The sequence below is a fragment of the Pseudomonas caricapapayae genome (assembly GCF_001400735.1).
Taxonomy (GTDB): domain Bacteria; phylum Pseudomonadota; class Gammaproteobacteria; order Pseudomonadales; family Pseudomonadaceae; genus Aquipseudomonas; species Aquipseudomonas caricapapayae.
Map to the genome: position 1 here is coordinate 18405 of NZ_LJPW01000128.1, position 21132 is coordinate 39536.

Consider the following 21132-nt stretch of genomic DNA (forward strand, 5'->3'; position numbering starts at 1 on the left):
TTAATGCACCATTTATAATGACGCGAGGTGACCCATCGCGTACATTCAAGGTCACACCAAGGGACGTGTGACAGATTTCTGAGTTGCGCCTGAACCGCATCGATCCAGACCTTGCGAAGGAATGCCCTGATGCATATTGCGATAGACAAAGCACCTATGATTTCAAGATCTACTCCCCTAAAACTCTTCAAGTCGCGGCCTATCGTGCCGCTTGAGGAGATTTGCGCCTATGAATCCTTGTGGCTGAATCAAGGGGCTTGGTTTGCCAATTTAGCCAACCTCTTCAGAGACAATCCCGGCGCGATCCCATCCGATTTGGTAGATGAAAGAAATGCCGAGGTCGCTCATGAAAGGCTCATGAGCGAGATAGGGAGTGATCAATTAGCCAAAACCGGGATACGAGTCCATGGGGCAGGTGAGTACCCTCAGAAGCTGAGGGACGCGGACCATCCGGTTCAGTTGCTTTATTACCAGGGCAACTGGGAGTTGGTGGACACCCCCGCCGTCGCAATTGTTGGCACTCGCTCTCCGTCCGATGAAGGTGCGTTTAACGCAGGCTTGATTGCGCACAAGCTAGTGAAGCACGGGTACACAATCGTATCTGGGTTGGCAAAAGGAATTGACACGGCTGCGCACACTGCCGCCCTGCAGGCAGGGGGCAATACAATTGCCGTAATTGGTACCCCTCTGAACGAGTACTACCCCAAAGAAAACCGTGAGCTCCAGGACTTAATTGCTCATGAGCACCTCGTAATATCCCAGGTACCATTTCTCCGGTATCGCGATCAAAACTTTAAAACGAACAGGCTTTTCTTCCCTGCTCGAAACGTGACCATGTCTGCACTGACTAGCGCGACCATTATTGTTGAAGCTGGCAACACCTCCGGCACGCTGGTGCAGGCTCGAGCTGCTCTTGCGCAGAAGCGAAAGCTTTTCATTCTGGATAGCTGCTTTAGACGGGACGATTTAACTTGGCCTTCACGATTTGAAAAGCTTGGCGCGATCAGGGTCAAAAACGTAACTGATATCATTGGAATGCTCACGGATGACAAGACTGACCAGGCTGGACAACGATGAACGCTATCATCTCGCCGATGACGATCATTGCTATCACTACGGAGAGTACACATCCGGGGGTGGCTTCAAAGCAGGCACTACAAATCAACAAATTTGGAATCTTAAGAGCAAGCCCACCTCAACAGACAAGGTTCTCTACTACAAATCAAAGGCCATTGACTATTGGGCGACCATGATTCTTGGATCGCTTGACTTGGCTGCTGCAGCCTCTAATACCACCTTTGTTCCCATGCCTTGCTCCAAACCAGTTGGTCATCCCGACTACGATGACAGAATGTTGAAAATCCTACAGAAGCTTCTGGCCAAGTATCCGAGCTTGGACATTCGACCGGTGCTCATTCAAACCGAACTGAGGGAAAGCCAGCATGAGGGACTTCGCAAATCCCCTGATGAGCTATTAGAGACGCTTGGGCTAGATCCCGCGTTTCTATCTGTCCCTCTGAAATCACGGGTGGTGATTCTGGACGATGTCATTACTCTTGGCGCGTCATACACCGCAGCTAAAAGAGTTCTTCAGAAAGTGCCAGACGTACAACACGTGATCGGAATCTTCTTGGCAAAGACCGTGTGGGTGCCCAGTGAACTCGACGAGCTACTAAACTCTTTGTAGAGAATCCCGGCAACCTCTATCCCCCGCCATCGCTTCTCTTTTGCTTGGATTTTATGCGTGCCTGCGCACCCATTTTCAAGCCGACTTTAGCGCTACCGGTGAGTGGGAATTAAACTTTTCGGATACCGAACTGAGAAACCTTCACCACTGAGTTCTGCAACACGCCTGCTGCCAGGTACAGGCCCATGCGCGAGGTGATTACGGTTTCACTCAGGTCAATCGTGCCGCGCTGCGTTTCCAATGCTCCGGAAAAGCTGGCCGGCATGGTGAACGGCTCTTGGTACTTGTCCATCGACCGATAGTAAAACGTGGACGACGCGCCGTTGACCGTCCTGGTGATGGTCAACTCAGCCTCCCAGGCCAGAATGCCGCGCGACGAACCCGTGATTTCCACCGCCGACACCATTTCGATAACGTCGCCGGCCGCCAGGTTGGTCTGTACCACGTTGGCCGTGGGTTGCATGTAGATGTAGCCGCCCGCCGCCATGTTGCCACGCAGCTCGATGCACTGAGCCTCACCATAGGCGGCAGGCTCCTTGTACCACCGCGTGGTGATCCCGGTCAGGCCTGAGCCAACGGCCTTGTAGCCGTCCGCCAGAACCGAGCCGGCCACGGCGTTCACGCCAGCCGGGAGTGTGCCGCCAGTGCCCGCCATCAGCGGGTTGGCATTGAGGCAGCCGAACGGGCGAATGGCCGAGTAAATGTCGCCAGCATCCGTAGGCAGCGGGATGCCGGGGAATTCGAAGTTGGCGGTGATGATCGGCACCACCCGCAAACTGATGAACTCGGCACCCAGGAGATTCGGGTGCAGGCCTTCAACGGTCATTGCCTCTATGAAGCCGTCCCAGATATTCACGACCGGCACGAACTGGCTGACGTAGCTCAACACCCAGTCTTTGTAAGCGATCGCATCCGCCAGCGCCTGCCCGGTCAGCGCCCTGCTTCCGAAGCGCGGCGTGCCGGTGCCGACGATCAGGTACTTGCCGGGCGTGTTCATGAACGCCGTGACGATCTTCATCACGTTGGCTTTCGTGTCGGCCAGGCTCATACCTGCCGTGGTGCTGTCGTTGGTGCGGGACAACAACAGCCACAGATCGGCCGTCGACGACGCAATGCAGGCCGGTAACCGGGCGAGAAACTGCCCGGTGTGGTCGCCTACCTTGCCTTGATTGTCGACGTAGCTCGGGAACAGGCCGGTGCGCGCCGCGATCCAGGCCGCGTAGCCATACGCCTCAGTACCGAAGGCCGTCGCCGCTATGGTGTGGCAGTTTCCCGAGAAGCTGTCGCCGAGCAGCCCCATGCCTCGGCGGATCAGTTGGCGACGCTGGGTTGGGTTAATCAGCAGGCTCATGCGTACACCTCAAATGCCGCGCCACCGGTTGGCACATAGCGGATTGTCGCTGGCGGAATGCTCAGCTGATAGCCGCCGTCTTTCCAGAACGTGTCGGTATTGATCCAGCTATCACCGGCCTGAATCTGGACTGACACCGATCCGCCGTTCGCCTTCACGGCCAGCGTCACTTTCATGGTGCGGTCATAGGTTTCTTGTTTCGTCACTGTCTGCAAAGCATTCCCCAGCGGCCTATGGCCTGAAATGGATTGGTTGAGGGGTGTCTGTGTTTACGCCAGCACCTTCAATGCCCGGGCGTACAGCTCTTGCCGATCAGCCAGGCCATTGGTGCCACCGTTGATGCGTCGGGTGATGGTCAAGAAGTCGCCCTTGTCGGCCAGCGTATTGAGCGCGGCCCGGTGCCAGAACCACGCCGCCGACATTGCAGCGTGCTGCGGCAGCTCGAGCAATTCGGGATGGTTGATCAGGTCCAGCCCCAGCGCCTCGGCGCACTCGGCGTAGTTCGCCCGCCCGGTGATCTGGATCAGGCCGCGCCCACGGTATTTGGAGCCATCGCCCGGCACGGTATTGCCCAGGTCTTTGCGCCCCTCGTACCCCAACTGCTGCGTAGTCGGCCCCCAAATCTCGCGGACGTAACGCAGTTGACCGGACTCATGACCGACCTGGGCGATGAAGGCCGCGATGCGTAGCGGCGTCACGATCTGGTACTTGCTCATCGCTGTGTTGAGGACGGGTGCAAAAACGCCGGCTTTCTGGCCGGCGCTCGGGAGGATCTGCAGCAGTTGCTGAGATTTAATGGGCATGCGTGTTTATCTCCGGTCTAAAATAAGAAAAAGGCAAGCTAAAATGTTCATGCATACTTCAGATATTCTGGAAAATATCGAACCAATTATTTTTGTATTTCGTGGATGCTTGGCTAAAATCAGACCCACACCACCCAACTAGTTAATTTCTTTAGCAGTCAACACCACAACTGGGGCCACACAAATGATAAAATCCTCACTAGGCGAATATACCGTACACTTGGAAGGAAATGAAAATGGCTATACAAAAAGGATATCTCTAGGCGATACAGCAGTAGGATTCAAATTAATAAACACCAATCTATCTAGGCATCTTTGCGCACTACAATCAATGTGCCATGAACTTAAAGAACTATACGAAGACCTAACTTATACATGGACAAAATGGATGAATTCAGAACTGGGGGCTCATCCCTACGTAAATGCTTACGACCGAACAAATCCATTACACATACTTTTACGTAACGTTTATATTTCTGCACTAGTAAGTTACTCCAAATGTTTTACCAGCTCTGATTCCGGGAGAAAGTTTAGACTGCAAGACAAGCAAATAAAAAAACATTACTCAAAAGAAGAATTTTCTGTTCACCGAAACATATTAAGATTACGAAACGACTGGGTTGCGCATGGAGGCACGAGTGAAAACGAAGATGCCCATACTCTATTAATACAGAACCCACACAACAATCAGACCTTGTTGAGCGTGAGTGTAAACATTAAGCACCTTCCGGATTCAAAATCATTAGAAAAGATAAAAGATGCGACACTTAAGCTACTCACAATATGTACAGCCCTCAGAAATGAAAAGTTCGAGGAGCTATTAAAAGCAATTAACACCCATTCACCCGTCACCAACAACGCATTACAATACGAGCTACGCGTAAACGCTAATACTGAGGCCGTCGCAGAACAGTAAACTAATGCAATGTAGTTCGAAAAAATTGACTTTTGGGATCAGGATACGGTCGGCGTCGATTGTTTCGACGCCTTTACTGCTAGCAGTTCGGCGCGTAGCTCCTTTACAGCGCCCATCAGGTCAGTGATCAACGCCATTGGATCGAGCTGTTGAATGCGAGCGTCGCCGTTTTCGTCGACGCCGTCCTTCTCCCCGGTGACGGCAAGCGGGTTAACTTCCTGGGCTTCGTGGGCGATCAGGCCTTGATAGACTCTGCCGTCGCCTCGAAACACGTCGCCAAACACTTTGCGCTCATAGGTAACAAGGCGATATGCGTCAATCCTGTCCAAATAGGACGGGACCTTTAGATCCTTGATGAGCTTCTTGATCCGGTAGTCGGATGTAAAAAGCGTCATTGTCCCGACATAGGTATTGTCGATATACACATCGACGTTATTGCCAGTCCAGTTGAAATTATAAACGGTTGTTCCTCGACTTCCGCCGAAGCCAGTACGGCACCACGTACCGGACGAAGCAAACCGCCCGATAAGCCCCAGCGTTCCAGAGACATCGTTCATGAGACGGACATCGTAATCCGTCGCGGTCTTGTTGTAGTGGAAGTCGATATAAGGCGTTGCGCCTGAAAGTTCTATTGAGCCAAATGAAACGGAATTTTCAGGCCCCATGCCAAGGCCCGCCCGAGCAGTTGCCTGCGTGTTACCACCTGTGCCGCCAGAGGCCACCGCAATGGGCGCGGCAGTCACGCTCAACTGAGGTACCGAGAGTACCCCGCCGTAGCTGTACGACATACTGGGGCCGGTCTCAGTGTTCCCGGCATTCACAGATCGCCAAGTGAACCCGCCAGCACCGCCACCGCGGTTTACAATAAAGTGGCCCTCACCCTGCGAACCCGAGTTCCAGCCCAGGTATAGACCTTGATTGTTGTAAAGCGCGCTTGCCTGCTGCACGCCAACCTCGGACAGCAGTGCCCTGCCGTCAGTGCGACCTGTGCCGCCTTTAGCTATCGGCAAAGTATCGAAGTTGCCCGTAGTACCGAGCGCTGCCAGTTTACCGCCCCACAACTGATTCACCGAGTTGAACGAATCCGTCAGCGCCTTGGGGTAGCCCTGAACCGGCTCAATGGAATAAGCAGCACCGCTGACAGTCGCGCCCGCGTAGGCCGGGAGAATCGCGAGCACGGTTTCGCTGACGATGTTGGCGACCTCGTAACGCCTACCGTCAGGCCCGTTGAACGCATCGCCGACCCGCGAGGTAGATGCGAAGGTGGTACCTGTACCGGTGACAGTTGTGGAATTTTGGGTGACGGCAACTGTGCCGTTTCTCGACCAAGGCATGGGGCTTCCTTAAAATTCAGTTGTAAGGGAACGGCAGGTTCGCTGTCGGTACGACGAGCGCCTGCGGGTATCGATCCAGGGGAAGATTGGCCAGGGAGCCGGGTATGCTGTACTGGTTGCTGGACAAGTCGATACTCGACGTAGCGCCAGCTGGTGCGAAGATGAAGCTGATACCGTCTGTGCGGCCATAAGCCCCTTCCGAGAAGCCGATGACTTTGGCGTTTACGCCCGTCAGTGATCCATCGATAAAGCCCGAAGCGCCACGAGACCAAGGCAGGCAAGCCGCATATTCGATCCCTTGACCAATCGGTACATCAACGACGAAGTGGCTCTGGAAATCGACAGAGGCTGTCTGGGCCCGAATCGCCTGCCAGCTCCCTCCGGCATAGGGCTGAGCGCGGCGTCCCCATGCATCCGCCGCGCCTGGCGCTGGAGCCTGAACAGCCGCAACAACGTTTAACGGTGGCTGCAGGGAATTGAAGGTACAGACGGCCTGATCAGTGAAGGTCTTCAGGTATGGCGATCCGGCGATGTTGTCTGCCATCAGATCGAACACGTAGGCTTTGGTCGCCGTACTTGCCGCACTGAAGTGGAACGTCATGGTCGCCCCACTGATCGAGGTTCCCTGCAGGCAGCCTTTACCGACCAGAAAGACAATGGGCGATCGAGGATTATTCACAGTGATAGTGAACATCTGATCGCCCGCACGCGTACTGTCTATGTAGCTGCCGCCCTGATCAGGATCGTTCGTAACCGATCTCAGCACTCGCCGCTGCCATACTTCGCCAGCGGCCAAGTAAGCGCTTTTGACAAGTCCATAACAGATGCGGGAAGTATCAAAGAGCAGCTCACCGGTATCTTTATTTACAACCAATGAAGGCATCAGTAATACCCATAGTAGATTCGACAATTTGCCGAGAAGTACCCCCAGCCGTTTGTGTTGTAGGAGTAAGCCCAGGACAGCGAAGTACCTGATAGCGTGACACCCGGCTTCTTGCCTTTTTCCCGCTGTAGGTCAACTAGCGGGACGACAATAAAGTAGGCGCTCTTACCGGCCGGCGGCGCTGGAATGGTCACCGCCCCATTAACGCTATTGGTATCAACGCTGCCCATGGTCTGACTGAGCTTCATGGTCATATCAACCAGCACTCGCCCATCAGGTGTCTTAATTGTTATTCCAGTCATGTCAAAGACTCAGGTCGATGCCGACAACACCGTTGGCGTGATACATCTTGATGGATGAGTTGCTGATGGTGGACCTGCGTCCATCCGTCATGCTGCCGTTGAGTTGCCATGGCCCGGTCTTTGGAAGAGCCCAGCCGCTAGTGTTTGCCACGTAGTCAGAAGACTGAAGGTTTCCAACTTTCAGCCAGCTGATTGAGCCGTCCTCGATAAACGCCGAACGGATGAATGTCTGTCCTCCAGTAATGCCGAACAACGACTGCGGCGATTGTGAGCTGGTATTCATCACCAAGAACGTATCGGCCCTCACCACGAACTGCGAGGTGGTGCCAGCCGCCCCGCTCTCGAGTCCCAGCCCGAACCCGGCCGCGTACGGGATGTTGTTCTGTGTGAGCTCCATCCTCACCGACCAGATCCCGGCCAGCTTGTTGTTGGTGGTGGCCAGCGCGCTGGTTGTCTGTTGAATCGCAACGGTCGCGTCGTTTGCCTTGGCCTGCGCAGTCTCAATCCGAGTAGACAGAGCACCGTCAGCGTTAGACCTCGTGGTTGCTTCGGACTGAATGGCCGCCTGAACCGTTGCTTGGTTTGCGGTGACCGTCGCCGTCAGGTTCGTGATCTGCTGAGCGGCTGCCTCCCTGTCGGTGGCCTGTGCAGTTTCTACGATGCTAATTTTCGCATCGTTGTTTGCCACTTTTGCATCCAACAGCGTGGTGCGCTGCGCCTGAGCAAAATCATTTTCGGTTCGCGCCCTGACTTCCTGCGCGTAATTCGCTGTTTCGTCCCACGCCTTTAAGGCTGCGGCCATTTCGCCCTCTACGCCGTCATCCCGCGACGCAGCTTGCACCGCATTCAGCTGAGTGGCGGTAGCGGTGGTCTTGCCGTCAACCGTAGCGATGTTGGCTGTATTCTTGGAGACCTGATCAGCCTGGGCGTTGGCCGAGCGGATCGACTGGCCGGCGTTCACCCAGTACGCAGGGTTGGGCGGGCCATTGGAACCGTTGGCCGCCGCAGGCACTGCCGCAATGGCCGTCCAGAGGTTGTCACCTACGTGCACGGTGTTGTCCCGTACGTAGGCATCGGTGGGCACATAGACCAGCGCGTCGGTTATTTCCCCGATCTCGGCCTTCAACTCTTTCATGCGCTGGTTAACCGAGCCAGGCCCGTCACCGTCGATTAGATCGATACGGCCTAAAAAATGCTCGCCGAACTGGCTTTCGGTCAGTTGCTTGTCCAGCAGGTCAAGAACAGGGTTGGCATCGCTGCTTGTCTGCCCCATGACGCCGATACCGGCCGGATACCACGGCCCCACATTACCGGTCCGATCCACCAGCCGCGCCCAGAAAAAGAACGTCACACCCGCCTTCAAGTGCTGCATGACGTGTTCCGACTGAGGGTAGGCCAGATCGCTGAGCTTCGTGGCCTTGGCCAGGTCGGTAGTCGGCCCGTACCAGATTTCGGTTCGCTGCGTATCCTCCACACCTGCCGGAAAGGTCCAGTTCAGTTTGATGCCGAAGATCATCGACGCTGCAGTCAGCGACGTAACGGCAGGTGGCAAGCTGGTCTTGCCCTGCAAGTTCGTCAGCAGCGACGTGGCCGGCAAGGACGAGACGTTCAAGGCGCTGACAGCGCGCACCCTGGCCATGTACTGACCGGAGTAGATACCCGGCACATCCACCGACTGCTCGCCAGTGCGCGGCACCTTGACCCACTCGCGCGAGCCCCAGCGCCATTCCACGTCGTATGCAACCGCGCCTGGCGCAGCGTCCCAGCTGATGGTCATATTGGTAATCGCGATGCCCTGCTCGATCACAACGTGCTGTGTCACGAACACTGCGCCCGGCGCAGCCTGCACGCCCACCGGAATGCCGCTGATTGGACGGATGTCCACCACAGCGCCAAAGTCGATGGCGTCAAACTTGCTCGGCTCGTGCTGGATGCACTCGAGCTGATACTGGTGCCATTCCGGACGCGTGATGTTGCGCACCAGAAACTGCATCGTTTTCAGATCGTCGTATTCCAGAATCCAGCCGCATTCCGCTTCCGGCACTTCACTGAAGCTGGCAGCCAAGGTGACACGTCGGCCACTGAGCGAGCTGATCACCCGTGCTTCGGTCTTGCCGCTCGGCAGGTTCACCCGCAGCTTGGCACCGGTCGACAGATCAATGTCACGGTCAACGGTAATGACCCGCCCCGCCACCGCGCTGATACGCCCGCCGTTCGCACGACCTGCCAGCATGGGGTCAGCCACGGCGATAACCTGTCCGGTTTTGGGAATACCGCCGTCAAGGCCAACACGGAACGTTGCACCCCTTGTCTGTGTCTGCTCGGTGATTAGGGCGTACTGGCCTGCACGCTGAGCCTGGCCGAGCGAGGTGCAGCCGTAGGCATCTACGGACAGTTCGTTGACTGACCCGCTTTCGGCCAGCGCCAACTCGTCGAAGACCGGCTCTTTGTCCGTCGCAAAACTCTGGTCGGGGTTGTCCCACGTCACCATTGCCAGGTTGTGGCGGTCGCGCGCCCGGGTGCCCGAATACTGGATTTCACCATTGTTCAGGATCTGCGACGGGTTGTAGGTGTAGACCGGGTCGCCTGGCATGTCGGCGTTGAACGTGATCTGACTGCCATCCCAGGTGCTCATGCCGTGGAAAATGGCCGACAAGTCCTGCAACACGGCGTAGGCATCCGCCTGCTTTTGCAGGTAGATGTTGCAGGTCAAACGCGGGTGCATGCCGCCTTTCCCGTCCGGCACCATCTGGTCGCAATACTGCGCAATGCGGTACAGATTCCAGCGGTCCACCATCGTGGCATCGATCCGGTGACCGAGGCCGTAATAATGGTTCAGAGCCAGGTCATAGCACACCCAGGCCGGGTTGTTGGTGTAAGCCTCTTTGAACGTGCCGTCCCAAATCCCGTTGCTGGTGCCTGCGCCAGACGTGGCATAGGTCCGGGTCTCCGGGTTGTAATTCGTCGGCACGCGCACAATGCGCCCACGCATCAGCACAGCTATCTTGGCGATATCACCGCCGAACTGCTGGGCGTCATATTCAACGCAGCCCACGGCGGTTAGCGGGAATTCCTGGTCGCTATCCACGACCTCGGCCACGGCGTCGACAAACATGCCGTCCTGAATCAGTGAGCTGTTGGCCTCGGGCGTGATCCGACGCACGCGCAAGGTCCAGCGACTGCCCGCAGGCAAGTTGAGCCGGTGACTGCGCTCGTACTTGGTGACGTTCTTGCGATCAACCAAGTCCGCGAGAACCTGCATGAACGGCCCGCCGTCGGTGGCCAGGTCAATGGCGTATTCGATGCGCACGCCGTTGATGTTGCCGCTCTGGTCCTGAGACTGCAGCTGTGGCCAGCTGAGACGCACACGCAGGGCGTCCAGCACCGGATTATTGACTGTGCGCAGGTAAGGCGTGGTGCTGAGCAACTGCTGGTTTACGTCGACTTCGTTGCTGGACTCGGCTATGCCCTCAAGGCGCTGCTGGTTCAGCTCGCCATTGCGGAACTGCCACTTCACGCCCGGAAAGTTGACAGTGCCGTCCTCGGCCACCAGTGGTGTGCCGTCGAGCTTTACCGAGCGCAGGCCGTTCACCGGTCCAACGATCGGCCCCCAGCTCCACAGGTAAACGATGCGCGCGGTAGCAATCGAAGCTGTGCTGTTTAGCGCAATCGTCGGCTGCTTCTGTGTTGCCTCGCCGCCCTTGCTCCCGCGAATGCTTCGCGCTGCTACCGCACTTCCCATACCGCCCCCAGAAAAAAGAAAACCCGCCGAAGCGGGTCTGGTGTTACCTGATGATCAAACCTGATCTTGTGTGTAGATGCCGCCAGACTCGACGGCCCCGCCGATCTCTCGTTCGCCGTAGAGCACGGGGTATGGGTTGCCCTGGGCAACAGTGGTAACAGCCCCGCCGAACCCGTAGCTGGGGCTGTTGCCGTCATCGTTGTTGTTGCCGGTGCTCGCGGTGGTTGTCGGTGACAGCATCTGCACCACACCGCCCAAACCCACTGCTCCACCCGCCGCCAGCAATCCCATTCCCAATGTGGTAGTAGTGCCGCCGGAGAAGAGACCACCCACGACGAGCGCCACACCCAGCACCACCTGGAACAGCCCAGCCTGCTTGCTGCCTTGGATCAGCGGCACGATGCGGATATCGGTGTTATCGCTGCCCTGCATATCGAACTCGCCTTCCACCGCGTTGCGCTTGCCACAGAAGACACTGAACACCAGGCCACGCTCTTCGCCGGTACGCAGGAACTTCTCGAAGCCTGGCTTCATCGCACACAGGGCATTCACGGCATCGCGCACGCTGTGTACGTCGATGCGGTACTCCCGGCCGAAATGCTTGCGCAGAACGCCGTAGAGCACGATGGTGCGCATGGTCATGGGGTGTATTCCTTGTGGCGCAGGATCAGTTTCACGCGGTTGGCCATCGACCAGCCGTAGACCTCACGGGCAGCCAGGCGACCGGGCATGTGGTGATAGATGAACGGACCAGACCCGCCCAGTGCCGGCGCGTCCTCGCTGTGCAGGCTGGCATCGGCCCCGAGGTAGATCGCGGCGTGGTTCGGGAAGTGACAAGGCCTGCCAACGGTAGGGACCTGGAACACCAGCAGGTCGCCGCGCTGGGGCTGTTCGACCCGGACGAAGCCGCAGGCCTCGTAGTTATCTTCGTAATGGCTGGGGCTGTCCGGATCTTCCCACCACAGTTCCTTGCGCTCAAAGTTCGGCAGCGGCAGTGAGGCCTCGCGGGCGTACCAGTCGCGGCAGGCCGCCCAGCAATCGAGCAGGCCATGCGAGAAGTCCCGGCCCAGCAAGGGGGCCTGGAAGCCGCTCGGTTTGAACCATTGAATGTCACCGCCAGGCCAGCTCACAATCGCCCAAGGCAATTCATGCAGCTCACAGCTGACCAGATCGGTCATGCTTGGCGTTGCGGCTCGGTCGGGGTGGCTGTGCACGATGGCCAGCACCTCGCCCCTATCTTCTGCCGCCGCAGCGTCGTGCTTGTCGATCAGGAAGTGCTGCAGCGGGTTGGTGGCCACATTGCCGCACGGCACGTATTCACGCCCGGTCTCGGTCTTGACCAGCAGCCCGCAGGCCTCGGCCGGGTGTGACTGCTCGGCGTGCACCCGCATGGCGTCCTGAAGCTTTTGATTGATTCGCATGGTTATCCCTTGGCGATCAGGCTTGCGCCCATTGAGCCGCCGAACCGGCGGGTATTGCCGCGCAACTTGCAGCTGCTCCACCAGCCCCCGCAGCGGTCAAGCGCAGGGTTGTCGGTGGGTTCGTTCTTCTTGTCGAAATACGCGGTGCCTGTGTAGGCGCAGGCCTCCTGCCGGTACTGGCCGCGCATCGCCCAGCGGCACAGCTTGGTGATCTGCTGGGACGGCAGCTGCTGACCTTCCATGTCGATGGGGCTGGAAAGCTCGAAGCCGACCGCCGAAAAGTTCTCTTCGGTCTTCTGCTCGATCCTCCAAAGGCTGGTGCGGCACTGATCTGCAGCATCCGGGTTACCGCCGTCGAAGTTCGCGGCATCCAGGAAGTGCTTGAAGGTTTCGATCACCTTGAAATCCGCGCCAGCGAGGTCCTTGAATTGAAGGCAAAGCGCTGACACTGCTCGCGGAATACCCGATAGCTCGTTGGCCAGCCTGAGCTTGGGTGTGGCTGGGCGGCCATCACCACGGATATCTAAACCGGTGACCTCTATCTGGATAGGCGAATACAGCTGGCCCTGCCAGATGATGTCGCCCTCATGCTCATGCCCGTGGAAGCGCCAGAGCGTGGCTCCCAGCCTCGTCGCATCCAGTTCGTACAGGCGAATCTGGTTGCCGGGCTCCAGCTTCTGGATGTCCGCGCTGTAAATCATGGTGGTTACCTACGAAAAACCCCGCACTTGGCGGGGTCAGGGTTTGGAGGTTTGCTTGAAGTTGGCGGAGATAGAGTGCAGGCCGCCACCGAGAGAATTTGGCTTGTATCCCTTAGCCTTGTAAAAGCCCTGAACCCCACCAGGTGGTGTCCATATGAACGACTTGTACCCTTCATGACGGTCCAGAAAGTCACGTACCTGTTGCAGCTTCTGACCTGGGCCATACCTTCCAGTTACTGTTACGTCCCAAGCCTCAGTTCGGTTGTTTATTCCCACTCCACCAGATTGGGAGTAACCGTCCCCGAAGTCGTTCTCCCAAGTGCGTTGAGACACATCACCAGACGCGCCGACCTGCACATCGAAATCGAATGTTTCAGCCATTACGCGCGCCTCCAAAGACGTCCGCCTTGGCGCATCTCTCTGTCCAGAAACTGCCCGAGCTGCGCCTCAAGTGCCGAAGATATCGCCGAACCCTGTTTGGCCGCGTCCGCGTTAGTCATGCCGGGCTGAGCCTGGACATTCACTGGCGCGTTGATGGTGAAAGACGGCGCACCGCCAGTACCACTCCCGGCCTTATCAGCCAGGTACTTCGTCAGGTCGCGGTTTTGGTTCGGGTTGAGCACGCGCTCACCGCCATCGAGCAGCCAGGTGCCTTCCTTTGGGATGTTGTCCATACCGTTGTGAGCCATACCGGCGAGCGCTGATGACGATACGGCTGCAACCATTGGTGCAGTTGCAGCAGCAGCGGCGATTGCAGCGGCCGGTGCAGCCGCAGGTCCGATCAGTGGAATGCCGGCGGTCGATGCGTAGGCGTTCAGCGCTGCCTGTGCCGAGGCTGCTTGCGCGTTGGCGATCAACCCGGCGGCCGCCGCCGATTGGCCGCTTTTACCAACGAGCAGTTGAATGCCCTGATAGATGAGCCACTGCGCTGCCATATCAGCCAGAGCATTGATCATCGACTTCGCCATGTTTCCGGCGAAGTCGGCTATGGCGTCAGAAGCGTCCGCCGCGCCAGTAACAACATCAGAGAAAACATTACCCAGGCCGCCGGTCAAATCATCCAGGCTACCAGACACGAAATCGGCCGCGATGGCGGAGTAGTTTTCTGCCGCATCAACGTAGTTCTGCCAGGCATCGCTCACGCCCGCCATCCAGTTGGACTGGGCCTCGTCAATCCGATTGTAATAATCCTGCTGGATGACCATTCGTTCGGCCAGCGCCTCGGAGAGCATGCCAGTCTCTTTGGCGTACTGCTCTGCGCTGATATCACCAGTGTTGCGTTGCTCCTGAAGGCCCTTCGCTTTGCGAGCGTAGTCCTCTTGAATGGCCATATCCTGTTTCAGGCGGTCCCGCGCCTTGTCGCCCATTCCTGCGCCAGCAAGCTCCATATCGAAGCCCGCACCAATGGAAGCGTTTTCATCCTTGAGTGCGGCAAGGAAGCTTGCCGCCTTGGCCTCTTCCTCGTTGGCAACCTTGAGTTTTTGGAGTGCGTCCAGCTCCGATGCCAGGCCCTCAAGGCGCTTTTGCTGAACAGCGTTGATCCCGACCAGCTTGCCCGATGCGACCTCGAAGCGAATCTTGTCTACTTCCGTGGCGTTTTTCTGTGCGTCCGTGCTGGTGTTGATCAGCGCAATCTGGCGTTGCAGGTCGGTCTCGGAGCTTTTGACAGTGTCGCTCAATTTCTTGGCAGCTGATTCAGCGTCCTTTGCAGCCTGCTTGGCCGCGTCCAAAGCTTTACGATCTACATCGCTGCCTTTGCCACCCTCATTACTAAAACCGGTGCCGCCGAACAGCCGCTGGTACTCAGCGGCCGCTGCGCGGGCGTCAGTAATGTATTGCTGGATCGTGTCGCCAGCCAAGGGCGTTTCCAGGCTTTCCTTGATACCCGCCGCGGCCTCGGCAGCCACACCGAAGTTTATCTTGGCTTCGGCGGCCATATCCTTTGAGTTTTGCGCAAACTTTTTTGAGGCATCACCAAAGCTGAGCTGGGAAAGAGCAGCTTGCCCGGACGAATCAAGCTTTTGAATGTACCCTACAGCAGTAGAAAACATACCAACCAATGTGTTGGCGATGATTTTTGAGACCCTCACCACTCCATCACCGGCGCTGACAATAAAGGCAGTGGCGGTTACAAGCTTATCGCTCATTTCCCCTACTACTTTGGTAACACCACCACCCGCCTTAATACTGTCATTAAGATCCCTGGTCATTTGCTGAACCACAGGCATAAAATCGTCGGCGATCTTGTTTTTTGTGCCCTGCAAGTTTTGCATGAGCCCCACAAGCTCGCTCGAAAACTGTTTCGATACGGCTATAGTTTGAACGCTGAGAATAGCGCCGGCGGACTCCGCAGCTTCGCCCAGTTGCTTAAACTCTTTCCCGCCGTTGCGCAATAAGGGAACGAGTGCGCTAGCCTCGTCGGCAATGCCTTCCATATAGAAAGTCATTTCAGCCTGGGAGACGTTCGCCTTTTCAAGGCTTGATACATACAGCTGGAGCGCTTCTGCGCTATTGAGTTTCTTAAAGCTCTCGGCGGTCACGCCGACCTTCGGCGCAATGACTTCAAAGAAGTCTTTCAGCTCGCCGCCGCCGGTGTTGAAGAAGTCGCCCAGCTTGTCGTTGGTATCCTTGAAGATGTCCGCGAGCTTTTCCTGCTCTACGCCGACTGTTTTCGCGCCCGCTGCGTACTTCTGGAACTCAGTTGTACCGAGGCCAGCGAGGGCTGCAAGGTTTGATACTTCCTTTGAACTGCTGGCTGTATATGCGACGAGGCCGGTCAGGACTGCGGGCACGCCAGCAATGGCGACGCCTACACCCTTGGCCAGATTTTCAAAAGACTTGGCGATTTCTGCATTGCGTTTCCTTGCCTCCTGGCTTGCTCTGTCTAGCGGCCCGGTGAACGATCCAATCCTGGCCACCAAATCCAGCGTCAGCGTGCCCAGTGACTTGCTCATTCAGCTTTTCTCCAGACGAAAAAAAGCCCGCACGTGCGGGCTTTTGAGATTTTTAGGTTATCCGTGATTCCACCAAGCAGCCGCCCTGGCCCACAGGTATGTAACAAGCCCGCCTAAAAAGATGAAAGCGCCAGTAAGCGGCTTTTCACCAAAGAAAGCGATTACTCCAACGCAACAGCAGAGCCCGCCAATCAGCATGAACCCTTTGTAACGTTTACTCGTCTGCTCCGTAACAACTGGCCGCATAGCCTGATCCTCCATTTCAAAGAAAGAACTGTATCAATGTCATACCCAGCTTTCCATAGCCTGCTCGAGACTGATGGGTTGCTCAGCCTCATGCGGCATGAAGTCGAACATCTTGTACGGACCGTCCTTGTAGTTCACGTTGGCATACAACATGGCGAGCAATGCCGATCCACGCTCAACCCGCATGCCGATGTTCAGAGAGCCACGTAGCGCCCGGTACTTCAGCCAGGACCTGAACTCGATCAGGCTGAGGGTTTCCTTCGCTTCGGCGATGGTGCGCCCGCCGATGCCGGCGAGGACGAGCTCGTGCCAGAACTCTTCGTCGTCGGAGAGGGCTTCGTCTTTCCCAGGTTGTTGACCTCGGCAATGACTTTCATCAGCGCCATCGTCAGGTTGCCGTCCAGCGCGCCGCGCTCGGGATCAGCGTCACCGGTGATGTCATCTACTGTGAAGACAGGCTTGCCCTCTTCGTTGCAGATGCTGGCGGCGATCCGGGCGGCATGAACCTCAAGCCTGCCTGCTGCGGAAAGCACATCGTTGATCGCCGTTTGGAACCCCAGCGGCCTGACGTACACCGTGGCGACAATCTCTTCATCACCCTGCTGCCATTTGATTTCTTTTTCGACCGGGCGACCGGTAAACGCACCGACGCCCCGCAAGCTTTCAAGACTAAGCTTCATGACAACTCCTTAGGCGGCCTTGGCTTTACGAACCCAGACGGAACCGCCGGAGCGCTGGATAGTTGCAGCGGTGGTCACCACCGTGTTCGCCGCGAAGTCGAAAGGGAAATCTGACACATACCCGTCGTACAGATACCAGGTCCGTGTGGACGGCAGCACGAAGTCATCGCCCTTTGCGTTGAGCGTCGGAGCGATACCCGCTCCGTCAGCCCAGCCAACCGCCCATGCGATGCTTTCAATGCTGTCGTCTTCCGAAAGCTGGTGAAGTCGCACGTGCGAAGCGTTGTTCGGGTCGGCATTCACAGTGAGTGACGCTTGGCCCGGAGTGCGTAGGCCGCGCATGTAACGACGAGCCTTGTCGCTTAGACACGTCACCTCGATTTGGTCAGACGGGTTACCGCCGGGACTGAACGCCGTAGCGCATTCAACTTCGAGAATTTCAAATTTGGTCTTATCAGCTGCGGTGGGCACAAGCGCAAAGATCTGAGTGCCCTGGGTAAGAATCGCCATGATGTTCTCCAAATGACGGACATAAAAAAGCCCGCACATGGCGGGCCGGATGAATGAGTTTCGGCTATCTGGGCACAAGCCAGTCGATATCGAAGCTCGACCGGTACAGCTTTGTTTCGGTGTCTTTGCTCTCGCCGCCCCAGCGCGTCACGTTGGCTTGCAGCTCGATGGCAGTGCTGATGGCCGTAGTCACGGCGCGGGCCGAGGCTGCCGTGGCGCCGTAGACGTCGACCTGCAGCGTGTAGCCGTCGAGGTCCGGACGGCCAGCGAGGTAGTTTTCCGGGCTGCCGGTGACCAGCTGCCAGACGGCGTAGGGCTTGGCGACACCCTCGGGCGCTTCCCCGAATGGGTACAGCCTTGTCGGAGACGCACCCAGAAGCGCAGTCACACCAGCATCAGCAGCGCACACGGCGAATATCGGGGCTGAGTTCACGCTGTCGTTCCTTTCTTGGCCGCGCGGCGGATGGCACGGTCTATTGCTTTTTCGTATTCCGTGATGAACGTGTTCGTGGCGAGGCTGATGTTGTCTGCCAGCGCGTTACGCATGAATGGCTTTGCTGCCGAGTGCGACGTGCCGAACTCGACAAATGCCCAATAACGGGTATCACCGCCAGGGTATCCGGAGTCCTCCCCTTTCGGCTTCGATTTCGGAATCCGGGCGCCGCCGAGCACACCTACCCGGAATCCAAGGTTGCCACTGGTCTTAAAAAGTCTCCCGTTCCATCGAAGCGCAATGTTCTTGTAGATAGCGGCGGCTGTTTTCGGATCATCGATCCGATTGGCGTTTTGCTTCGCGGCATCCGCTACAACTTGAGCTGCCTTTCGAAGTGCTGAGCGCCCGCCCTTGCGCTTCATGTCCTGAGTGATCGATTCGAGTTTTCCAACGAGAGAGTCAATACCCTCCAGTTGGAAATCCACTGAGTCAGCCATCGTTGACCCCCTTGGCCACCAAGATGGTGAGATAGTCCAAACCTGAATCGGGATCGGGCAAAGCCGGGCCTTTGATGTCGTAGGTATCACCCCGGTACAGGATCCGCATCGTCGGCAGCACACCGGCTCGGTAGCGGATCACCATCCGCGCGGTGGCCTCTGACTGACTGGCCTGGGCAGCAATGAAATCCCTGGCGCTCAACGGCTCGACCGCTGCGGGCACTTTGTCCCATACCGTTTGCCAGCTCTCAAGCTCTTCACCGGTTTTAGGGTCCTGCAGTTGGCCCAACGCTTGGAACGTGATGCGATGTCGAAGTCGGCCGGCACGCATTACACGCCCATCCCGATGCGGTATGGCATCAGCAGCGACTTGGAGGCCAGCGGCAGCTCCGAGGCAATCGTGCCGATTACCACTTCCTCGCGGTTGGCGAAGAGGTTGCCCAGCTTGAGCAGGCATGCTGCCTGTATGGCCTTGTTGATCACGACGCCGAAGTCGTCCATATCTATCTGCTCAAAGCTTTCAGACAATGACTGGCGAGCGCGCTCGCGAAGACGGCAGCGAATGTCGGAGTTTTCTGGGTCGTCGGCCAGCTCCAGCGCAGCCCGGTATGCAGCTCTCGCGGCTTGAGTTCGCTGAATGGTGTCAGCCTTCGCCCTATCCACATCAGCCTGATCGGCATAGAAGCGGCGCTGCAAAAACTGCATAACAGCTTCCTCAGCCGCGCCCAGAAGTTCCTCCACGAGCGGCTGATCCTCGGATTCTGCGTGCAGGTGATGCATAGCCGTTTCTATACTGATAACAGGCATGTATCACTCCTGAGGCGGTTGGTTCTGCTCGGTTTGTGGAGGCGAATTCTCGTCCTGAACCGGCGGTCCTTCGCCAGGAACATCAGGTTCAGGATTGCCAGCGGGATCCGGTGTGGTGGAGGTCATAAGTTTGGCCAACTCGCTTTCGGCTTCTTCTTTCTTGCCGATAAAGTCACCGACCTGAGCGCCCTCAGCGTCGACGATAATCCAGCGCTGCCCCTTCTTGGCAATCGTCAGCGCCGAGCGATCACTGAAATTGTTGGTCAGCGCTGCGCCAGCCTCGCTTACGATCTTGCAAAGCTTGAGTTGCTCCAGTTCCTTGGCCAGCCATACAGGCGCGGCATAAGGCTCGTTGTCGGTGTCACGGATGGTGCCGCGGTCCTCGTAAGCCCGCAGCGGCTTGATCAATACATCTGACATGTCTCACCTCGGTGGGCCGGGGGTGCCGGCCGCTTTAGGGGTTGGGGCAGCTTAAGCCGCAGCGGCCGCAGCCGTGAGCTTGCCAGTGACGAAGGCTTCGGTACGGTAGATGGCAAACGCCAAGCGCTCTTCAGCGCGAAGCGTGACCATGTTGTTCTCGAAGTCCTTGTCGTTCTCCGTGGAAATCAATACTTCAACTTCCATCCGGTCGAAGATCTGCGCGCCGAGTTTGAAGGCCCCCACCAGGAAGTCGTTTTGCTTCATCGCTTGGGTTGCGACTACAGGGCGATTCCACAGACGAGCCGCAGTGCCTTCCTGCGGTTGACCGATCAGATAGCGACCCTGGCTGTCTTTGATCAACTCGATCAGAGCCCAGTCAGTTGGGTTGAGCACGATGCCATCCGAAGGGAACTCTGCCAGCTCGGCTTGCAGAAGGGCCAGGCGAAGCCGATCGATGCGCTGCTCGCCGGTTACGGTCCAGCCAGCTGGAGACGCGTATTGGTTTGCAACCGGAACGAGACCTTGCAGATTTGCACCGGCACCGCTGCCGTACAGCAACTGCGACTCTTCAGTGAGCAGCAAGCCATAGCGAGCGCGCGCATCGATGTAGCTCTGCAAAGCCTTCGCGTCATCCAGAATCTGACGCGACGCTTTGAACAGGTGGGCGATAGTACGAACCGACGCCGTCACCAAGGCAGTCGTGATTTCGGAATACGGCTTTGCAGAGCCCTCCGCTACGGTCGCGGCATTATTTGTAAAGCCTGTCTCGCGGACGTACTCAAGCGAGCCAGCTTCGGTCTGGCCGGGGGCAACCAGATCGCGAATGGTGGCCCGACGCATGCCCGGCAGCGCGACAGTGTCCAGGCGCTCCGTGGCCGCCAAGCCACCGGCGGATGTGGTGGTGATAGCGGCGCGAGGCACGGAAACTCGACGGGAGCCACGGAACGACGAATTGACGCCTTCCATGTGTTCGCTGGTAACAACCAACTCGCCAGCGGACTTCGGAGTCTCGGTACGCTGTGTGTCGCGATTGGCATTGACAAGCTTTTGCTCGGCTTCCAGCACGCGAGCCTGCAGTTCGCCCTGCTTCATCAGCAACTCGTCAACCTTGGCCGACGTTTCTTTGCTCAGGCCCTCATGGCGATCGACATTCTTCTGCGCCTGCTCGGCATGTGCCTTGAGCTGATCACCGATGTCCTTGAGGTTGGCCTGGGTCTGCTTGTACTGGGTTTCGATGTCATCCTCACCGATTTTCCCCATCTGAGCATTCCAGCCGCGATAGTGAGAGGTTCCACGCTTTACGAGCGCAGTGGAGATACCCACCAGCAGAAGAGAACCCATAACTGCTTCGGGCGTGGCACCGAAGGTCAGCGGGATCAAGGCAGCGATGGACAACACAGCCATCAAGAATGCCGGGGACAGACGAAATTTCATCATTGTGTGAA

At 57.3% G+C, this 21132-nt stretch carries 24 protein-coding genes; 3 read left to right on the forward strand and 21 right to left on the reverse strand.

Annotation, left to right across the window (positions count from 1 at the left end; genetic code table 11):
- Nucleotides 1–129 precede the first annotated feature (129 nt).
- Together ALO80_RS17720 and ALO80_RS17725 are read left to right on the forward strand one after the other, a co-directional pair.
- The gene (locus tag ALO80_RS17720) at nucleotides 130–1077 is read left to right on the forward strand and encodes a DNA-processing protein DprA (protein WP_083493316.1); all 948 of its coding nucleotides are present in this window, start codon (nucleotides 130–132) and stop codon (nucleotides 1075–1077) included.
- Nucleotides 1046–1687 (forward strand): hypothetical protein, encoded by a 642-nt coding sequence (locus ALO80_RS17725; RefSeq protein ID WP_055009939.1) that lies wholly within the window; start codon nucleotides 1046–1048, stop codon nucleotides 1685–1687. Before ALO80_RS17720 ends, ALO80_RS17725 begins: the two co-directional genes overlap by 32 nt.
- A gap of 109 nt (nucleotides 1688–1796) precedes the next feature.
- Here the strand turns inward: ALO80_RS17725 and ALO80_RS17730 are convergent, their stop codons facing one another.
- The 3 genes from ALO80_RS17730 to ALO80_RS17740 all read right to left on the reverse strand — a co-directional run bounded on the left by ALO80_RS17730 (nucleotide 1797) and on the right by ALO80_RS17740 (nucleotide 3841).
- Nucleotides 1797–3038 carry an SGNH/GDSL hydrolase family protein gene (locus ALO80_RS17730; RefSeq protein ID WP_055009940.1) on the reverse strand — a complete coding sequence of 414 codons (1242 nt, stop codon included), beginning with the start codon at nucleotides 3036–3038 and terminating at the stop codon, nucleotides 1797–1799.
- Complete coding sequence (locus tag ALO80_RS17735; RefSeq protein WP_055009974.1) at nucleotides 3035–3214, reverse strand: hypothetical protein; 180 nt, start codon at nucleotides 3212–3214, stop codon at nucleotides 3035–3037. Before ALO80_RS17735 ends, ALO80_RS17730 begins: the two co-directional genes overlap by 4 nt.
- 93 nt (nucleotides 3215–3307) lie before the next feature.
- A complete protein-coding gene (locus ALO80_RS17740) occupies nucleotides 3308–3841 on the reverse strand; it encodes a glycoside hydrolase family 19 protein (RefSeq protein ID WP_055009941.1) in 534 nt (177 codons plus the stop codon).
- Between the two features lie 388 nt (nucleotides 3842–4229).
- Between ALO80_RS17740 and ALO80_RS30900 the strand changes: the two genes are divergently transcribed.
- Nucleotides 4230–4757, forward strand: coding sequence for a hypothetical protein (locus tag ALO80_RS30900; RefSeq protein WP_144434235.1), 528 nt, complete (start codon nucleotides 4230–4232; stop codon nucleotides 4755–4757).
- Between the two features lie 38 nt (nucleotides 4758–4795).
- Here the strand turns inward: ALO80_RS30900 and ALO80_RS17745 are convergent, their stop codons facing one another.
- The 18 genes from ALO80_RS17745 to ALO80_RS17830 form a co-directional block, all read right to left on the reverse strand.
- Nucleotides 4796–6091, reverse strand: coding sequence for a tail fiber domain-containing protein (locus ALO80_RS17745; RefSeq protein WP_055009942.1), 1296 nt, complete (start codon nucleotides 6089–6091; stop codon nucleotides 4796–4798).
- 16 nt (nucleotides 6092–6107) lie between these two features.
- Nucleotides 6108–6974, reverse strand: coding sequence for a hypothetical protein (locus ALO80_RS17750; RefSeq protein WP_055009943.1), 867 nt, complete (start codon nucleotides 6972–6974; stop codon nucleotides 6108–6110).
- Nucleotides 6974–7276 (reverse strand): hypothetical protein, encoded by a 303-nt coding sequence (locus ALO80_RS17755; protein ID WP_055009944.1) that lies wholly within the window; start codon nucleotides 7274–7276, stop codon nucleotides 6974–6976. Before ALO80_RS17755 ends, ALO80_RS17750 begins: the two co-directional genes overlap by 1 nt.
- Nucleotide 7277: 1 nt before the next feature.
- Nucleotides 7278–11018 carry a host specificity protein J gene (locus tag ALO80_RS17760; RefSeq protein ID WP_055009945.1) on the reverse strand — a complete coding sequence of 1247 codons (3741 nt, stop codon included), beginning with the start codon at nucleotides 11016–11018 and terminating at the stop codon, nucleotides 7278–7280.
- 54 nt (nucleotides 11019–11072) lie between these two features.
- Nucleotides 11073–11660 carry a tail assembly protein gene (locus ALO80_RS17765; RefSeq protein WP_055009946.1) on the reverse strand — a complete coding sequence of 196 codons (588 nt, stop codon included), beginning with the start codon at nucleotides 11658–11660 and terminating at the stop codon, nucleotides 11073–11075.
- The gene (locus ALO80_RS17770) at nucleotides 11657–12439 is read right to left on the reverse strand and encodes a C40 family peptidase (RefSeq protein WP_055009947.1); all 783 of its coding nucleotides are present in this window, start codon (nucleotides 12437–12439) and stop codon (nucleotides 11657–11659) included. The genes ALO80_RS17765 and ALO80_RS17770 overlap by 4 nt, the downstream gene beginning before the upstream one ends.
- 2 nt (nucleotides 12440–12441) lie before the next feature.
- Nucleotides 12442–13140, reverse strand: coding sequence for a phage minor tail protein L (locus ALO80_RS17775; protein WP_055009948.1), 699 nt, complete (start codon nucleotides 13138–13140; stop codon nucleotides 12442–12444).
- A gap of 36 nt (nucleotides 13141–13176) precedes the next feature.
- Complete coding sequence (locus ALO80_RS17780) at nucleotides 13177–13521, reverse strand: phage tail protein (protein WP_055009949.1); 345 nt, start codon at nucleotides 13519–13521, stop codon at nucleotides 13177–13179.
- Nucleotides 13521–16094: a phage tail tape measure protein gene (locus ALO80_RS17785; RefSeq protein ID WP_055009950.1), complete on the reverse strand. Its 2574-nt coding sequence runs from the start codon at nucleotides 16092–16094 to the stop codon at nucleotides 13521–13523. The genes ALO80_RS17780 and ALO80_RS17785 overlap by 1 nt, the downstream gene beginning before the upstream one ends.
- A 285-nt stretch (nucleotides 16095–16379) precedes the next feature.
- Nucleotides 16380–16628, reverse strand: a complete 249-nt coding sequence (locus ALO80_RS32740) for a phage tail assembly protein T (RefSeq protein WP_428842121.1) — start codon at nucleotides 16626–16628, stop codon at nucleotides 16380–16382.
- A complete protein-coding gene (locus tag ALO80_RS17795; protein ID WP_055009952.1) occupies nucleotides 16583–17020 on the reverse strand; it encodes a phage tail assembly chaperone family protein, TAC in 438 nt (145 codons plus the stop codon). The genes ALO80_RS32740 and ALO80_RS17795 overlap by 46 nt, the downstream gene beginning before the upstream one ends.
- 9 nt (nucleotides 17021–17029) lie before the next feature.
- Entirely contained in the window at nucleotides 17030–17530 is a 501-nt protein-coding gene (locus ALO80_RS17800) for a phage tail tube protein (protein WP_055009953.1), read from the reverse strand.
- 64 nt (nucleotides 17531–17594) lie between these two features.
- Nucleotides 17595–17963, reverse strand: a complete 369-nt coding sequence (locus ALO80_RS17805; protein WP_055009954.1) for a DUF3168 domain-containing protein — start codon at nucleotides 17961–17963, stop codon at nucleotides 17595–17597.
- Entirely contained in the window at nucleotides 17960–18460 is a 501-nt protein-coding gene (locus ALO80_RS17810; RefSeq protein ID WP_055009955.1) for an HK97-gp10 family putative phage morphogenesis protein, read from the reverse strand. The genes ALO80_RS17805 and ALO80_RS17810 overlap by 4 nt, the downstream gene beginning before the upstream one ends.
- Nucleotides 18453–18791: a phage head closure protein gene (locus tag ALO80_RS17815; protein WP_055009956.1), complete on the reverse strand. Its 339-nt coding sequence runs from the start codon at nucleotides 18789–18791 to the stop codon at nucleotides 18453–18455. Before ALO80_RS17815 ends, ALO80_RS17810 begins: the two co-directional genes overlap by 8 nt.
- The gene (locus ALO80_RS17820; protein WP_055009957.1) at nucleotides 18791–19267 is read right to left on the reverse strand and encodes a head-tail connector protein; all 477 of its coding nucleotides are present in this window, start codon (nucleotides 19265–19267) and stop codon (nucleotides 18791–18793) included. The genes ALO80_RS17815 and ALO80_RS17820 overlap by 1 nt, the downstream gene beginning before the upstream one ends.
- 3 nt (nucleotides 19268–19270) lie before the next feature.
- Entirely contained in the window at nucleotides 19271–19687 is a 417-nt protein-coding gene (locus ALO80_RS17825; protein ID WP_055009958.1) for a hypothetical protein, read from the reverse strand.
- Nucleotides 19688–19738: 51 nt separating this feature from the next.
- Nucleotides 19739–21124 (reverse strand): phage major capsid protein, encoded by a 1386-nt coding sequence (locus ALO80_RS17830; RefSeq protein WP_083493317.1) that lies wholly within the window; start codon nucleotides 21122–21124, stop codon nucleotides 19739–19741.
- Nucleotides 21125–21132 lie beyond the last annotated feature (8 nt).

Coding starts and splice junctions, on each gene's coding strand:
- ALO80_RS17720 (WP_083493316.1), top strand. CDS start 130: ATGCATATTGCGATAGACAAAGCACCTATGATTTCAAGATCTACTCCC.
- ALO80_RS17725 (WP_055009939.1), top strand. CDS start 1,046: ATGACAAGACTGACCAGGCTGGACAACGATGAACGCTATCATCTCGCC.
- ALO80_RS17730 (WP_055009940.1), bottom strand. CDS start 3,038: ATGAGCCTGCTGATTAACCCAACCCAGCGTCGCCAACTGATCCGCCGA.
- ALO80_RS17735 (WP_055009974.1), bottom strand. CDS start 3,214: ATGAAAGTGACGCTGGCCGTGAAGGCGAACGGCGGATCGGTGTCAGTC.
- ALO80_RS17740 (WP_055009941.1), bottom strand. CDS start 3,841: ATGCCCATTAAATCTCAGCAACTGCTGCAGATCCTCCCGAGCGCCGGC.
- ALO80_RS30900 (WP_144434235.1), top strand. CDS start 4,230: ATGAATTCAGAACTGGGGGCTCATCCCTACGTAAATGCTTACGACCGA.
- ALO80_RS17745 (WP_055009942.1), bottom strand. CDS start 6,091: ATGCCTTGGTCGAGAAACGGCACAGTTGCCGTCACCCAAAATTCCACA.
- ALO80_RS17750 (WP_055009943.1), bottom strand. CDS start 6,974: ATGCCTTCATTGGTTGTAAATAAAGATACCGGTGAGCTGCTCTTTGAT.
- ALO80_RS17755 (WP_055009944.1), bottom strand. CDS start 7,276: ATGACTGGAATAACAATTAAGACACCTGATGGGCGAGTGCTGGTTGAT.
- ALO80_RS17760 (WP_055009945.1), bottom strand. CDS start 11,018: ATGGGAAGTGCGGTAGCAGCGCGAAGCATTCGCGGGAGCAAGGGCGGC.
- ALO80_RS17765 (WP_055009946.1), bottom strand. CDS start 11,660: ATGACCATGCGCACCATCGTGCTCTACGGCGTTCTGCGCAAGCATTTC.
- ALO80_RS17770 (WP_055009947.1), bottom strand. CDS start 12,439: ATGCGAATCAATCAAAAGCTTCAGGACGCCATGCGGGTGCACGCCGAG.
- ALO80_RS17775 (WP_055009948.1), bottom strand. CDS start 13,140: ATGATTTACAGCGCGGACATCCAGAAGCTGGAGCCCGGCAACCAGATT.
- ALO80_RS17780 (WP_055009949.1), bottom strand. CDS start 13,521: ATGGCTGAAACATTCGATTTCGATGTGCAGGTCGGCGCGTCTGGTGAT.
- ALO80_RS17785 (WP_055009950.1), bottom strand. CDS start 16,094: ATGAGCAAGTCACTGGGCACGCTGACGCTGGATTTGGTGGCCAGGATT.
- ALO80_RS17795 (WP_055009952.1), bottom strand. CDS start 17,020: ATGAAGCTTAGTCTTGAAAGCTTGCGGGGCGTCGGTGCGTTTACCGGT.
- ALO80_RS17800 (WP_055009953.1), bottom strand. CDS start 17,530: ATGGCGATTCTTACCCAGGGCACTCAGATCTTTGCGCTTGTGCCCACC.
- ALO80_RS17810 (WP_055009955.1), bottom strand. CDS start 18,460: ATGGCTGACTCAGTGGATTTCCAACTGGAGGGTATTGACTCTCTCGTT.
- ALO80_RS17815 (WP_055009956.1), bottom strand. CDS start 18,791: ATGCGTGCCGGCCGACTTCGACATCGCATCACGTTCCAAGCGTTGGGC.
- ALO80_RS17820 (WP_055009957.1), bottom strand. CDS start 19,267: ATGCCTGTTATCAGTATAGAAACGGCTATGCATCACCTGCACGCAGAA.
- ALO80_RS17825 (WP_055009958.1), bottom strand. CDS start 19,687: ATGTCAGATGTATTGATCAAGCCGCTGCGGGCTTACGAGGACCGCGGC.
- ALO80_RS17830 (WP_083493317.1), bottom strand. CDS start 21,124: ATGATGAAATTTCGTCTGTCCCCGGCATTCTTGATGGCTGTGTTGTCC.